Annotated in this window: 10 protein-coding genes and 1 tRNA gene; 6 read left to right on the top strand and 5 right to left on the bottom strand. The window is 66.1% G+C overall.

The features are described from left to right. Positions 1–6: 6 nt before the first annotated feature. Complete coding sequence (hemW, locus tag VARPA_RS24725; RefSeq protein ID WP_013543323.1) at positions 7–1,269, top strand: radical SAM family heme chaperone HemW; 1,263 nt, start codon at positions 7–9, stop codon at positions 1,267–1,269. A 32-nt stretch (positions 1,270–1,301) separates the two neighbouring features. Next, a tRNA-Ser gene (locus tag VARPA_RS24720) sits at positions 1,302–1,389 on the top strand. A gap of 103 nt (positions 1,390–1,492) precedes the next feature. On the opposite strand, the gene VARPA_RS24715 is transcribed toward VARPA_RS24720, so the two are convergent. The 4 genes from VARPA_RS24715 to VARPA_RS24700 all read right to left on the bottom strand — a co-directional run bounded on the left by VARPA_RS24715 (position 1,493) and on the right by VARPA_RS24700 (position 5,827). Then, positions 1,493–2,395 (bottom strand): universal stress protein, encoded by a 903-nt coding sequence (locus tag VARPA_RS24715; RefSeq protein WP_144299034.1) that lies wholly within the window; start codon positions 2,393–2,395, stop codon positions 1,493–1,495. Positions 2,396–2,513: 118 nt separating this feature from the next. Then, entirely contained in the window at positions 2,514–2,921 is a 408-nt protein-coding gene (locus tag VARPA_RS24710) for a GreA/GreB family elongation factor (RefSeq protein ID WP_013543321.1), read from the bottom strand. A 351-nt stretch (positions 2,922–3,272) separates the two neighbouring features. Beyond that, a complete protein-coding gene (locus tag VARPA_RS24705) occupies positions 3,273–4,838 on the bottom strand; it encodes an amidase (RefSeq protein ID WP_013543320.1) in 1,566 nt (521 codons plus the stop codon). After that, on the bottom strand, positions 4,838–5,827 hold the full coding sequence (locus VARPA_RS24700) for a Bug family tripartite tricarboxylate transporter substrate binding protein (RefSeq protein ID WP_013543319.1): 990 nt from the start codon (positions 5,825–5,827) through the stop codon (positions 4,838–4,840). The genes VARPA_RS24705 and VARPA_RS24700 overlap by 1 nt, the downstream gene beginning before the upstream one ends. Positions 5,828–5,978: 151 nt before the next feature. On the opposite strand from VARPA_RS24700, the gene VARPA_RS24695 reads away from it, so the two are divergent. Continuing rightward, entirely contained in the window at positions 5,979–6,890 is a 912-nt protein-coding gene (locus VARPA_RS24695) for a LysR family transcriptional regulator (RefSeq protein WP_013543318.1), read from the top strand. 53 nt (positions 6,891–6,943) lie between these two features. Here VARPA_RS24695 and VARPA_RS24690 read toward each other — a convergent pair whose 3' ends face one another. After that, positions 6,944–9,136 (bottom strand): LamG-like jellyroll fold domain-containing protein, encoded by a 2,193-nt coding sequence (locus tag VARPA_RS24690; RefSeq protein WP_013543317.1) that lies wholly within the window; start codon positions 9,134–9,136, stop codon positions 6,944–6,946. Between the two features lie 509 nt (positions 9,137–9,645). Here VARPA_RS24690 and VARPA_RS24685 point away from each other — a divergent pair. The 3 genes from VARPA_RS24685 to VARPA_RS24675 all read left to right on the top strand — a co-directional run bounded on the left by VARPA_RS24685 (position 9,646) and on the right by VARPA_RS24675 (position 14,990). Then, a complete protein-coding gene (locus VARPA_RS24685) occupies positions 9,646–10,389 on the top strand; it encodes a winged helix-turn-helix domain-containing protein (RefSeq protein WP_234974837.1) in 744 nt (247 codons plus the stop codon). A 69-nt stretch (positions 10,390–10,458) separates the two neighbouring features. Next, entirely contained in the window at positions 10,459–11,211 is a 753-nt protein-coding gene (locus VARPA_RS30305; RefSeq protein ID WP_013543315.1) for a winged helix-turn-helix domain-containing protein, read from the top strand. Between the two features lie 554 nt (positions 11,212–11,765). Beyond that, complete coding sequence (locus tag VARPA_RS24675) at positions 11,766–14,990, top strand: autotransporter outer membrane beta-barrel domain-containing protein (protein ID WP_013543314.1); 3,225 nt, start codon at positions 11,766–11,768, stop codon at positions 14,988–14,990. Positions 14,991–15,011: the final 21 nt, after the last annotated feature.

Raw genomic sequence — 15,011 nt, 5'->3', positions numbered from 1 at the left:
CCGCAGATGGCCACCGTTTTCCCGATCAAGCCGGCGCAGCCCACCGGCGCGCCGCAGGCCAACGACGTGCTGCACTGGATGCGGCCCGGTCCGCTGCAGCTCGCGGCGTTGCCGCCGCTGTCGCTCTACATCCATCTGCCGTGGTGCCTGCGAAAGTGTCCGTACTGCGACTTCAATTCGCACGAATGGCGTGCGACGAGCGCGGCCGATGCGGAGGGCATCCCCGAGGCGGCGTACATCGATGCGCTCGTGGCCGACCTCGATGCCGCATTGCCGCTGATCTGGGGCCGCACTGTCCACACCATCTTCATCGGCGGCGGCACGCCCAGCCTCTTCTCGCCGCAGGCCATCGACCGCTTGCTCGGCGACGTGCGCGCGCGCCTGAAGCTTGCACCCGATTGCGAGATCACGCTCGAGGCGAACCCCGGCACCTTCGAGCGCAACCGCTTCCGCGCATACCGCTCGGCGGGCGTCACGCGCCTGTCGGTGGGCGTGCAGAGCTTCAACGACGAGCACCTGACGGCGCTCGGCCGCGTGCACGACCGCGCCCAGGCCATCGCCGCGGTGGAAGAGGCTGCGAGCGCCTTCGACACCTTCAATCTCGACCTGATGTATGCGCTCCCCGGCCAGACGCTCGAGCACCTGGAGGCCGACCTGTCGCAGGCCCTCGCGCTCGCGCCGCCGCACATTTCGGTCTATCACCTCACCATCGAGCCCAACACCTGGTTCGCGAAATTTCCGCCGACGCTGCCTGAAGACGACATCGCCTACGCGATGCTCGATCGCATCACCGAGCGGACCGGCGAGCAGGGCATGTCGCGCTACGAGGTGTCGGCCTATGCGCGCGAGGGGCACCAGTGCGCGCACAACCTCAATTACTGGCAGTTCGGCGATTACCTGGGCATCGGCGCCGGCGCGCACAGCAAGCTGAGCTTTGCGCACCGCATCGTGCGGCAGGTGCGGTATCGCGAACCGCGGCTGTACATGGAGAACGCGCGCGCGGGCGCGGCAGTGTCGCAGAGCGACGAGGTGTCGCTGGCCGATTTGCCGTTCGAGTTCATGCTCAATGCGCTGCGATTGAAGGCGGGGTTCACGCTGCCGCAGTTCAGCGAGCGCACCGGGCTCGCGATGACGTCGATCCAGCGCGGGCTCGAAGAGGCGGAGCGCAAGGGGCTCGTGGCGCGCGACCTGTTTCGCGTGTGGCCGACCGAGCGGGGGCTGGACTTTCTGAGCGATCTGCAGACGCTGTTCTTGCCCGATGGGGATTGAGGCATCGCCGTCGGCATAAAATCCGCGGTTCCGGAGAGTTGGGTGAGTGGTTTAAACCAGCAGTCTTGAAAACTGCCGACGAGAAATCGTCCGTGAGTTCGAATCTCACACTCTCCGCCAGATTCAATCCCTGGCAGTTTTTTGAAAGCCCCGTCGCAGTCCATGCGACGGGGCTTTTTCATTGGAGGCAAGTCCTCCGCGCCGAACAGCAGCCGATGCCCGCTCAACCTCGCAATCGGCCTACCGCCATTCCCCCGGGAAGCCGCTTCGCAGCGTGCGCACCCGATGCGCTTCGGTGGTCGTGGGGCACAACCAGCACGTCGCTCGCGCAGTCCCGGAGCACGCTTTCCGCCACGCTTCCGAAGAAGAAGTCGATGGCTGCGGATGAGGGGTGCTTGCCGACCACGACGAGATCGGCTGCGCTTCGCTGCTGCTGCACAAGGACCTGCCGCGCCGGACTTCCGTGGCCGATGGTGGACAGCACACGGTTGCGGCGCGCGTCGAAGGAGTACTTCAGCGAGAACATGCGGTCTTCCGCGTGGCGACGGCACTGCGCGCGGTATGTCTTGATGGCCATCTCGGACACTTCTGCGTAGCGAAGCTTTCCCTCATTGGCAGTGCTGATGGCATGGAAAAGTTCGACCCGCGCGTCCCCGTTGAGCGCGAACCCGAGTTCGACCAGGCGGCCAGACGCCTTCGAGAAATCGACCGCCACGACGAGGCTGCGATAGGGCCCGCTGGGCGCTGCGCGGACGACGAGAACCGGACGCCGGCCCTTTCGAAGAATGCCCGCGACGGGCTGGCCCAAGAAGAGCGAGCGGATCCCACGCACAGGCGCCATGCCCCAGACGACGAGGTCGGCGCATCCAACTTCGGAAAGAAGGTCCGCGGGGTCGAGGGCGATTCGACTCCTCGGGCGCACGCGGATGTCATGGCGTTGCCCGAGTTGCAGGGCGTGATGCGCGAGTCGGCAAACCGCATCGGCGGGAGGCGTTTCGCCGGGCTGCGCGAGATAGGCGAGATCGAGCGTTGCGTTGTGGCTCGCGCACAGGTGGGCTGCGCGGGAGAGCGCGTGGTCGCCCAAGGTGGAGAAATCGGTGACGGCAAGCAGGGAATGAGGAGTCAAGGCGATGTGCTTTCAGAATGGCTTGCGCCGCGCCATGCGGGGGCGCTGGCGATCGCATCGCACGCGCGGTGCAATGGGGGTGGCGAGACGAGGGGGAGAGGACCGCGGGTCGGCCCAGCTACTTCTGGTAGTCCCCAGTGGCCTCGGGCTGGAACAGGACGGCGGCGACTTCGGCCGCGCAATCGTCGCCATTCGGTGTGTGCCACCTCGCGATGTCTCCGACCCTCAGGCCCAGCAGGCTGCTTCCCACCGGCGAGAGCACGGAGATGAAGCCGGCCGCGGGTTCGGCATCCTTGGGAAAGCAGACGGTCAGCGTCTGGCGTCGGCCGGTGTGCACATCGACGAGTTCTGCGCGCGAATTCATCGTCACGACGTCGCATGGCACGGCGCGCGAACTCATCACTTCCGCGCTTGCAAGCAGGTCGGCCAGATGGGCTGGAAGAAGGGCGCGCCCGGGCAGCAGTTTGCTCAGGCGGGCGAAGTCAAGGTCGGTGAGCGTGCGCTCGCCGTGAATCGTTGCATGCATTGGACGCACTCCATCGAATGCGAGCGCCGTCCCGGACCGAGGGACGGCGACCGCTGCCGCGCAAGAGCTGGTGCCCGGCGGTGGATGGTTGCGCTGAAAGAGGAGAGGAGCGGACCGCCGGGCTTAGGAATGTGCTGGCGTCAGCTGACGCCGCGCGCGCTTGGCGACTGCACGCGCAAAGGTCGCTGCGAGAAGCAGCGCGGCCAGTGCGGCATGAGTGCAAACGAGGGCGGTGGTCATGCGGAGAGTCTAGGCCGTGATCGCCGCCGCGTGGCCAATGGCCTCACGCTTCTTGCCAGATTGAGGCCCCGTGCAACGGGAGTGCCGAACGCGCGCGTGCGTCGCGTGTTGTCAGACGACGGACACAGCAGCAGTTGCAGATGCAGATGCAGCAAACCTCCCACCGACCGGAAACACCGGAGGCGTCCTGACGATAGAGGTCAGCGCGGGATCGGCCGCGCGCAGCGCAGCCAGGTCGGGCCGCGGGCGGCGCAGTTGCGCATGGGCCGAGAAGGCTTCTTCCATTGCCCGCGCCGCGCCCAGCACCTGGTGGTCGGCCCGAAAGCCGCCCACGATCTGCAGGCCGAACGGCATGCCGGCGTGGTCGAGCCCGCAGGGCAATGAAATGGCCGGGTGCGTCGTCAGCGTGACCACATAGGTGAGCGCCAGCCAGCGGTAGTAGTTGGCTTGCTGCTCGCCGTTGATGTGGCCGGCGTAGAGCTGTGTCCATGGAAAGGGCGACACCGGCGTGGTGGGCGACAGCACCAGGTCGTAGTCGGCGAAGGTCGCCTGAAAACGCTTGATGAGCCGGGTCTGCTCGGCCTGCGCCCAGGCGCTGTCGAGCAGACTCATGCGCGCGCCCATCTCGTAGTTCGCGCGCGGGTTGGGCCCCAGGCTGTCGGGGTCGCGTTCGTAGGCCGTCTGCATGCCCGCCACGAAGGCTTCGGCGCGCAGCACGTCGAAGCAACGGTGCGCCTCACCCATGTCGAAATCGACCTTGTCGCAGCGGCGAAAAAGATGCTGCATGGCGCTGATCTTTTGCCGGAAGGTGGCGCGGATGCCGTCGTCCACGGCGCAGGTGCCGAAGTCTTCGGTCCACGCGACGCGCAGGCCGGCCAGGTCGACCTGCGCGGGCGCGAGGAAGGACATTGGATCGAGCGGATAGCTCAGCGGGTCGCCCGCATGCATGCCGGCGGAGGCAGCCATCTGCAGGCACGCGTCTTCCACGGTACGGCCCATGGGGCCGACGACCGAGATGGGCGTCCAGCCCAGGGGCTTGCGCGCACTGGGCACGATGCCCGGCGAGGGCCGGAAACCCACCACGCCGCACTTGGCCGCCGGAATGCGCAGCGACCCGCCGGTGTCGGAGCCGGTGCACACAGGCAGCATGTCGCAGGCGAGCGCGGCCGCCGAGCCGCCGGAGGAGCCACCGGCATTGAGGTTCGGATCGAAGGGGTTGCCCGTGGCGCCCCACACGTCGTTGCGCGAGTTGGCGCCCGCGCCCATCTCGGGCACGTTGGTCTTGCCCGCCACGATGGCGCCCGCGCGGCGCAGGCGCGCCACCAGCTCGATGTCTTCCGTGGGCACGTGGTCGCGGTAGATGGGCGAACCCCAGGTTGTCAGCAGGCCTTCGGTGGGCTCGAGGTCCTTGACGCCCAGCGGTAGGCCATGCAGCAGGCCGAGCGTGTCGCCGCGCATCACGGCGCGTTCCGCTGCTACGGCTTCGGCGCGCGCGCGCTCGAAACAGGTGGCGGTCACCGCGTTGACGAACGGGTTCACGCGCTCGATCCGCGCGATGCACGCTTCCAGCAGTTCGACGGGCGAGATGACTTTGCTGCCGATGAGGCGGCGCAGTTCGACGGCGGATTTCTCGACGAGCTCCGAGCCGGCGGCAGGGGATGTGTTGTTCAGGTTCATCAGTCGGCGGTGATGTTCGCGCGCGCCGCAACGGCGCGCATCAGGGGCAGTTCCCGGTTGATGAGTTCGCTCGACGCAGTCGCGTCGCTGAAGGCCGGCTCCAACCCTTGGCCCATCAACTTGGCGCGCGTGTCGGGGTCGGCGATGGTCGCGGCCAGCGCCTTCTCGAGCTTGGCCTTCACATCGGCGGGCAGGCCCTTCGGGGCTGCCAGGAGCAGCCATGAATCCATGTCGACGCCGGCGTAGCCGCTCTCGGCGAACGTGGGCACATCGGGCAGCAGTGCCGAGCGCTTTGCAGTGGTCAGCGCAATGGCCTTGATCTTGCCGTTCTTGAGTTGCGGGATCGCGGCACTCACCGTGTCGATGCTGAACGGGATCTGGCCGCCCATCAGGTCGGTCATCGCGGGGGCGCTGCCCTTGTAGGGCACGTGCGTCATCTTCAGGCCCGTCGCGTGCAGCATGGTTTCGCCGGCGAACTGCGCGGTGGTGCCGGTGCCGAAGGAGCCGTACGAATACTTGCCCGGCGACGCCTTCACGTAGTCCACGAACTGCTTGACCGTCTGCACCGGCACCTCGCTGTTCGCCAGCAGGATCAGCGCAACGCGCCCCGCGATGCCGATCGGCTCGAAGCTCTTCACCGGGTCGTAGGGCAGGTTGGGGCGGATCGCCGGGTTGACGGTGAATGTGGAGCCCGAACTGAGCAGCAGCGTGTAGCCGTCGGGCGCGGCCTTCGACACGTAGCTGGCCCCGACCACCGTGCCGGCACCCGCGCGGTTCTCGATGACGACGGGCTGCCCGAGCTCCTTGCCGAGGCGCTGCGCGATCACCCGCCCGTTGACGTCTGTCGCACCACCCGGCGGGAAGGGAATGACCAGCGTGACCGGGTGCGCGGGAAAGCCCGCGGCGGTGGCCAGTGCGGCCAGCGGCAGGGCGCCAAGGCCGAGGCCGCACAGCAGTGCCATGCGGGTCATGAACGGGAGATGCTTCATCGTGAACTCCTGGTGTTTCGGCGGGAATCTGGGGAGGGCTGATTCATCCTAGGAGCGTCATGCCGGTGTCACAAGCGCAATGTTTAGAATTCTTCGTTGCCGAATCGGCAATCGATGTCGTCCGCATGGCCCCGCGCCACAGGAGAGATTCATGCAGCTTCGTGCCTTGCAAGAGACCGCCGTGCGCTACTTTCTCGAGGTCGTGAAAACCGGCTCGGTGAAGGAGGCCGCACTCAAGCTCAACGTGGCGCCCTCGGCCGTGAGCCGGCAGGTGGCGCGGCTGGAACGCGAGTTGGACACCCTGCTCTTCGAGCGCCATGCGCGCGGCATGGAGCCCAATGCCGCGGGCGAGTTGCTGGCGGCGCATGCCAAGCGGGCGCAGCAGGAGATCGAGCGGGTCGCGAACGACATTGCCAGCCTGCGCGGCCTGCGCAGCGGGCATGTGCGCGTGGCGAGCACCGAGGGCTTTGCCTTCGACTTCATTCCCACGCTGATCGCGCACTTCCGCCGCAAGCACGAGGGCATCCGGTTTCACCTGGAGGTCTGCTCGCTCGCGGATATTTCCAGGCGGGTGCGCGACGGCGAAGCCGATGTGGGCGTCACCCTGAGCGCGGTGCCGGAGGCCGGCATCGAGATCGAACTGCGGCACCCGAGTCCTGTGCTGGCCTTGATGGCCAAGGGCCATCCGCTGGCCGCGCAGCGGCAGCTGTCGCTGCGCCAGGTGGTGGCGTATCCGCTGGGGCTGCCGCAGGAAGACAGTTCGATTCGCCGCTTGCTCGACGCCAGCTGCACGCGGCAAGGCCTGCGCTATGCACAGGCCATGTCGAGCAACCATGCGAATGCGTTGCTGAGCTTTGCGGCGGCCGGCGGCGGCATCGCGTTCTATGGCGCGCTGTCGATACGCACCTTGCTGCAAAGCAAGGCGCTGGTCGCCATTCCCTTGAAAGACCGCGAGATGAACGAACGGCACCTGCAGATCGAGACCATGGCGGGCCGCTCGCTGCCCGATGCGTCGAAGGCCTTCGTGCGGTATCTGGTGGAAGCGGTCCAGGCCAGCGGGTGATGCCCGCGCGGCCTTGAACCGAGACAAGAGAGCCGGCCGCGCCGAATATCAGGTCAACCGGCCTTGCGTGCCGTCAGCCATTGCGCCGGCGCGAGCGCCCCGGCCACCACGCGCACTTCGCCGATGTTGCCGAAGAAGCCATCGGCGCGCGCACCGTCCCACGAGCCGCCGCCCACCACCCAAGGCGACGTGGTCGAGAGCGTGGCAAGCCCCGGAACGGCCGCGGCATTGCGCAGCACCGGTGCGCCTTCGACGTACATCGTGGTGTCGTGCGACACCGGATCGTTCACGATCGCGATGTGCACCCAGCTGTCTGCAAGCACCTCGCCCGACCAATTGGCCTTCGGCGCGCGGGTGCCGGCCGGACTCGGCACCACTTCCCACTGCACCTCGCGCAGGCTCGAGATGGCGAACAGCATTGGCGGCGATTCGCCATCGCCGCCCGAGTAGCCCGCGAGATCGCCGCGGCGGCCATCGCGGGTCATGATGTTCATCCATGCCTGTTTGTCGCTGGTCCAGCTCTTGTCGATCTTGACGAAGGCCTCGATGGTGTAGCCGCTCTCCAGCGTCTGCGCATTGATCGGCGCCGTCGCGTCGGTCAGGAAGTAGCTCAGGCGCGGCGTGTTCTTGTTGGTGTTGATGAAGCGCACCGAACCCGGTGCGGCCGAGAGGTGGTGGCGATCGTCGGTCCACACGATGTCGCCGTCGGCTGCGTTCTGAATGACGCTCTGGTTGAGCGCATCGCGATGCAGCGGGTTGGTCCCCGTGACGTCCGCGATCACGGTGCCCGGCAGCACCGGCTGGTTGACCGTGCCGCCGAAGAAGCGCCAATGCGCCAGCGTGTTCGCGACCTTCGGGTAGTCGTCCGGGCCCGTGGCGGGGCGCTGCTCCACCGTGGCCGGGTCCGTGTAGTTGGCGAGGATCATCGCGCGCGCCTGGTCGACCAGCGAGCTGTCGATGGTGGCGCTGCCCGTGCCGAAGCCCTTGTTGAAGCCGGAGAAGCGCTGCGCGAAATCCATGTCGATGACGAAGGCTTCGTTGGGCGTGGTGAGCACGGCCTGGTCGAAGCTGTTGAGCGTGGCGGCCGGCTTCTGCGGCACCCACGGCGAGAACGACAGCACCTTGATCTGCTTGTTCGTCAGGTCGAACTCGTAGAGGCGCATGAGGCCGTTGCCGCCCTGGTAGGCCATCTGGTAGTCCACCACCATCTCCTCGACCTTGTGGCCGAAGTCGTTGGTCTTCGTGAGGTGCGCGGCGCCGTGGTGATGGCCATTGAGCGTCATGAAGATCTGGTCGTTGTCGCGGATGAGCTTCTCCCAGATCATCTTGCCGTACTCGGTTTCCAGCGGGCTGGTGCCGTCGGCATCGATGTTGAGCAACTGGTGGTTCACCAGGATCACGGGCAGCGTTGGATTCTTCGCGATCACCTGGCGGGCCCAGGCGATGCCCGCGTCGGAGATGCGCCACGACAGCGACAGCACCATGAACTTCTGGCCCTGCGCCTCGAACACGTGGTACTCATGGAAGCCGCTCGCATCGCGCGCACCGAAGGTGGCCTGCTTCTTCGCACGCTCGGCGCCGAACCACTGCAGATACGGCTCCTTGGCAGGATCGCGGCCGGCATCGGTGCCGTCGGTGGGGTTGAGGGCGTAGTCGACATCCCACAGCACGTCATGGTTGCCGGCGAGCACGCTGTAGGGCAGCTTCGCGTCTTCGAGCACCTTCATGGCGGCATCGGCCACCTTCCACTGGTCGGGCTTGCCGACCTGGTCGACCACGTCGCCCAGGTGAATGGTGAAGGGGATGTTCAGGGCTTTTGCGTTGGCGGCGATCCATTTCGTCTGCGCCGCGAAGGGTGCGCTGCCGAAGCGCTTGTCGTACTGGTCGCTCTCGGCGACTGTCGCGTAGCGGGCATAGAACTGCGTGTCGGGCATCACGGCCAGCGCGAAGCTGGAGATCTTTGCCGCGGCCGGTGGCGCGGTTGCGGGCGCTGGAGGTGCGGGTGCGGGGGCGGGCGCAGGGACCGGCAAGGTCCCGAGCACGGGCAGGCCTGCATTGCCACCGCCGCCACCACCGCACGCCGCCAGCAAGGCGCTGCTGCCGCCGACGGTCAAGAGAGACGCACCGAGCTTGAGCACATGACGGCGCGGGGACGCGTGCAATTCCAGGTTGGGTTCGGTGTTCGATGCAGCGGGTGCGGCAATGCGCGGCGCGCGAGGGCCGCGCGAATTGTTGGAAGCAGACATGGAAAGTAAGGCCAGACGTTGCGAAGCGCGCAAGCGTAGAAAGCGTCGATGACGTTTCCATGTAGGACCGATGACAGGTTGTCGGCCGCCCGCTGCGTCGAAGGTTTGGCCGATCGATCCGATGCAATGGCGCAGCTTTGGAAACGTCGACTTCCCGACCTTGGCCTTGGCGCTCTATAGAACCCTCGGCCCCTCTGGTGCGAGCGCTCCACAGGCCCGATAAGAAATCATCGCCGGTGCGCAACGACGCGGCTGAAGGGCGTACGTCATTTCATCGATTGCATGGATAAGTGAGAGGCTTAATCTCATTCTTCGATGCAATGAAGAAAACACCCTGCGAAGGGGCCGATTTCCATCGTGGCGAGAGTGGGGTGCGGGGGTGGCGAGGGACGATGATGGATTAGGTCAACGATCTGTCGCAAACATATAAAAGCACGACAGCTCCTCCTGGCGCTGGAACAGGAGAGATCGTGCGACTTAATGTTTCCCAGCTTCCTTTCGAGACCGCCTTGAGCGGCTCCTTTCTCGGCGCCGGCCATGCGAGCGCTGCCCAGATCGATGACGAGATCGATCCCCTGCGCATCCTGCTCATCGACCATCAGTCGACCCAGTGCAGATCGTTCAGCGAGGGCCTGGAGAGCAACGGGTTTGCCATCGACATCGCGACCGGCGACAACGCCACCGCGAACGCGGCGCTCGCGGAAGACTACGCGCTCATCCTCCTGAATTCGATGCGAACCGGACATGCAGGATTCAGTGCCGTCCAGGCGATCCGGCGCAAGACCGATGCACCGCTTCTGGTCCTGACCGAACGCGACAGCGTTGCCGCCCGCATCGCGGGCCTGGAACTGGGCGCGAGCGACTACCTGGTCAAGCCCTTCTCGCTTTCCGACCTGCTCGGGCGCGTCACGGCGTTGGCCCGTCGCCCGCGCGTGGTTCGCCAGCCGGTGCTGCGCCTGGGCGATCTGGAACTGGACGAACGCACCACGCGGTGCACCCGCGAGGGCATGGAGCTCGATCTGACCCGGATGGAATTTGCGCTGCTGCTGGTGCTGCTTCGCAGCCAGGGCGAAGTGCTCTCCCGGCAACAGCTCTCGCAGCGCGTGTGGAACAGGGAATTCGACGGCAAGAACAACGCCGTCGACGTGGCCGTGCTGCGCCTGCGCAGCAAGCTCGACGCACCGTTCGAGAAGAGGCTGTTGCATTCCGTGCGCGGCGAGGGGTATGTGCTTGAAGAGCGTCCCGGCGCTTGATCGCGCATGTCACGCGTTGCTCGAAGTCTTCGTGGGCATCAGCTCGCGACCAAGTCTGGAATGCTGTGAATGAGTGAGCGGCAGAACCTGTTCATCGCGCTGTATGACAGCGATGACGTGCGCAGTGCCGCGCTGGAGCGCCGGCTGAGCGCGATGGGCCACCATGCCGTCGCGTTCACCCATGAGGACAACCTGCTGGAATTTCTGGAAGAGCACCAGCGCTTCGATCTGCTCCTGGCGCCTTTGCAGAACGGCCTTCCCAGAAGGGTTCTTGCCGGCGGCAGTCATGCGCAGGGGATGCCGGCGCTCCTTCTTGTCGAGGGTGCGCAGTGGGGGCAGCTGCTGCTTCGCAATGAAGACGCCGAGGCGGTCGATGCCATCGAGTTCGACGCCTTGCGAACGACCAACGACGAATTGGAGTGGCGCATTCGCTCGCTGCTCGCGCGAGCGAAAGGGGGCTCGTCGCGATCGGCCCGGGTTCCGGAACTGGCCTGGGGCGACTACCGGTTCGTCGTGCACCACCGCATCGTGCTGCATCGGGGGCGCGAGATCTTTCTGCAGCCGCGCCAGTTCGACTTTGCGCTGGAACTGTTCCGCAACATGGACCGCGTGGTGACGCGCGACTGGCTCTGGAATGCGCTGTGGAGGTCTACCTCCCGCCGCACCTCGCGGGGGTTCGATGTCTGCGCCACCAACGTGCGGCGGAAGCTCGCGCTGCACGAAAAGAACGGCTTCGTGCTGAAGGCCGTGTATGGGCAGGGCTATCTGCTGTCGAAGTGCGTCGACGTGCAGGACGAGGTCGTTCAGCCCGGCTCCTGTTGAGCGATTGGCGTGCAATAGCGCGCCGGGGCAAATTCTTTCTGCGCCCGAGCAGCGCCATTATTCTTTTAATTAAAAATAATTGCTCGTTGAAATGAATTAACTAAATTCCATTCAAGCGTTTTTTTTAATTATCTGATGGCCATGCGTCGGTCTGCCGGTCGATTCGCGTGAAATTCATGCCGGGCGGCGTGAAGAATCAATTCGTCCAGTTATTTCGGCGCAGTCAACAATTCTCCCGATTACTGGGGTCCGACCGTCATTGAGTGCGAAACCGCGCAAGCCTTTGTCGTGATTGGAGATTTTTCGATTCTTGTCGAGGTGAGGATTGCATTGAAATCTGAGTTATTGAATTTCATATTTGCCGTGAATAGACCGTAAAAAGATAATGAAATGTTGCAGATTTGCACATTCACCCATCAATCTACCAATTGGAGAAGTATGAGTTGCAATTTGTTGCATTAGAGTCCGCGTCTTGCCAGGGAGGCAAAGAGCACCGGCCGAACCGGTGCCGTACGCACGTTCATTCAGTGCGCCATCAATTGTCATTGCAACTCATGAATACGATATTTCGAGTCATCTGGAATAGCGCACTTGCGCTCTGGACCGTTGCTTCCGAATTCGGGCGCGGGCATGCGAGATCGACATCGGCGACACGCGGCGTTCCGCTGCTTGCGGCTGCCGCGCTTGCTGCGGCTTCCTTTTCCGCATCGGCCGCATGCACGACCGACACGGCCGCTCAGACGATCACCTGCACCGGAACCGACCAGACCGCAACGGTGGGCGCCGGCCTGGCGACGCCGGCTGGCACGGCGATATCGATCGCGTCGGGCGCAACGGTGAGCACGGGCAACCAGGCGGGCATCAGCGCCGGCAACGCCGCAAGCATCGTGGTGCAGAGCGGTGCGGTGGTCCAGAACAACGCCACGAACAAAGGCACCTCGCCCTATGGCTTCATCGGTGCGAACACGATCGAGGTCAACGACAACAGCACGATCACCATCGAGGCGGGAGCGGCCGTCACCGCCAGCGGTGCGGGCACCAGCACGGAGGCCATCAATCCGGTCGGCAGCGGAAACACCATCACCAACCACGGCACCGTCAGTTCCTCGCACACCGCCATCTGGTTCCAGTCGAACAGCGGCGCCAACACGGTGGTGAACACCGGCACGATCATCGCGGGCGCCGGCACGAACTCGACCCAGACGACCGTCATCGGTGCAAGCGGCACCATGGCCATCGACTTCACCAACAGGGGCAGCCTCGTCGGCTCGCTCGCCTTCGCCGGCGCCAGCGATGCATTGCGCTGGTACACGGGCGCGTCGATCACCGGCAACATCAGCGGCGGCGGAGGCGCCGACCTGCTCACCCTCAACAGCGACAACAACGCCACCGACACCTTCGCGCCGCTGTCGCTCACCGGCTTCGAAACCCTGGTCAACAACAGCGGAACCTGGAACTTCAATGTCGCGCTGGCGCCGGCGGGCATCACCAGCACAACCGTGCTCGGCGGAACGCTGATCCTCGGGGCCGACAACAGCGCCTACACAGGCAGCATGACCGTCGCGCAGGGCGGCGTGTTGCAGAGCCGTGCGCAGTTCGCGCCGGCCGCGATCACCGACAACGGCCTCGTGCGTTTCGCGCAGCCGGACAACGCCACCTACGCGGGCCTGGTGAGCGGCGCGGGCGGCATCGAGAAGACGGGCGCGGGCACGCTCACCCTGACGCGCGACCAGGCTTTCACCGGCACCACCACCATCAGCGCCGGTGTGCTGCAACTGGGCAACGGCGGCACCACCGGCTCGGTGAAAGGCAGCATCGTCAACAACGCGACGCTGGCCATCGACCGCTCGGACGCGCACACGGTGTCGAACACGATCAGCGGCAGCGGCTCGCTCGTCAAGCAAGGCGCCGGCACAACGACGCTCACCGCGGCCAACAGCTATGCCGGCGGCACCGCGCTCAAGCAAGGCCGGCTGAACGTCGGCCACAACCTGTCGCTGGGCACCGGTGCGCTGTCGATGGACGACGGCACCACGCTGGGCTTCGCGGCCAACGGCCTCAACCTCGCCAATGCCGTGGTGCTGACCGGCAGCAACGACCCGGTCATCGACACCGGCAGCTTCGGCGCCACGCTCAGCGGCAACATCACCGGCGGCGGCTTCATCACCAAGATCGGCAACGGCACGCTCACGCTCTCGGGCGCCAACAGCTATACCGGCGCAACCGACGTGGCTGCAGGCACCTTGAAGGCAGGCGCCACCGGGACCTTCAGCGCGGCCTCGGCGCACACGGTGCGCAGCGGCGCCACGCTCGACCTTGCGGGCTTCAGCCAGACGGTCGCCTCGCTCGCCAACAGCGGCACCGTCTCGCTCGTCGGCACCGCACCGGGGACCACCCTCACCGTCAACGGCGCCTACGTCGGCAGCGGCGGCGTGCTGCGGCTCGGCACTTTCCTGGGCGACAGCAGCAGCGTGAGCGACCGGCTGGTGCTCAACGGCGGCACGGCCAGCGGACGCACCAGCGTGCAGATCACGCAGCTCGGCGGCTTGGGCGCATTGACCACGGGTAACGGCATCGAAGTGGTCTCGGCGCGGAACGGCGCCACCACGACCGCGCAGACCACCAAGGACGCGTTTGCGCTGAGCGGCGGCCACGTCGATGCGGGTGCCTTCGAATACCGCCTCTATGCAGCCGACGCGAGCGGTGCCGGCGAGAACTGGTATCTGCGCTCGACCACCACGGCGACACCTTCGACGCCATCGACGCCATCGGAGGCAGGGAGCAGCGGCACGGGCGCCGTGCAGGTGCCCGCCTACCGCGCCGAAGTCCCGATCTTCTCCACGCTGCCGAGCCAGCTGCGCCAGACCGACCTGGCCATGATCGGCAACCTGCACCAGCGCATCGGCGACGACGATGTGAAGGCCGGCGCCGCCGCATCGACCGGCACCGAGCGCCGCGCCTGGGGCCGCGTGATCGCCACCGACATCGACATCCGCCAGCAGGGCACTGTCGCCCCGCACAGCAACGGCAACGCCAGGGGCTTCCAGGCCGGCACAGACCTGTTCGCCACATCGAACTGGCGCGCCGGCGTGTACGTCGGCCAGCTCGACGGCAGCGTCAAGGTCAGCGGGTTCTCCGGCGGCATCGCCAACCTGGGCGTCGGCTCCAACGACCTGCGGAGCCACTACCTGGGCGCCTACGGCACCTGGACCGCCGATGCGGGCTTCTATGCCGACGCCGTGCTGCAGGCCGGGCGGCACCGCTACACCGCCGCGCCGCTGTTCGCGCAGCGCAGCGCGGGCAAGGGCGACAGCCTGATGGCGTCCATCGAAGTGGGGCAGGCCTTCGCGATGGGCGAGGGCGGCTGGAAGATCGAGCCGCAGTTGCAGCTGATCCACCAGCACATCGGGCTGGACGACATCGCGATCTCCGGTGCACGCGTGCGGCAGGACAGCGACGACGGCTGGATCGCGCGCGTCGGCGTGCGCCTGAAGGGCGAGATCGCCACCTCGCTCGGCACGCTGCAGCCGTACGGCCGCTTCAACATCTACAAGACCAGCGGCGGCGCCGATGTGGCCCGCTTCATCGGACCGGCCGGCACGACGGACATCACGGGCCGCACCGGGTCCACCGTCGGCGAACTGGCCGGCGGCCTCACCCTGGCGCTGAATGCCACCACCAGCCTCTACGGCGAGGTCGGCAAGCTGTGGGCCGCGGGCGGCAAGACCGATGTGAAGACTGCGCTGCAGGGGGCGCTCGGATTGCGCATGAAGTGGTGAGGTGCAGTGGTGAGGTGCGGA

This window comes from Variovorax paradoxus EPS (assembly GCF_000184745.1).
GTDB classification, from domain to species: Bacteria; Pseudomonadota; Gammaproteobacteria; order Burkholderiales; family Burkholderiaceae_C; genus Variovorax; species Variovorax paradoxus_C.
The sequence above is the reverse complement of the archived record's forward strand: the minus strand, read 5'-3'. Positions and strand labels throughout refer to the sequence as shown.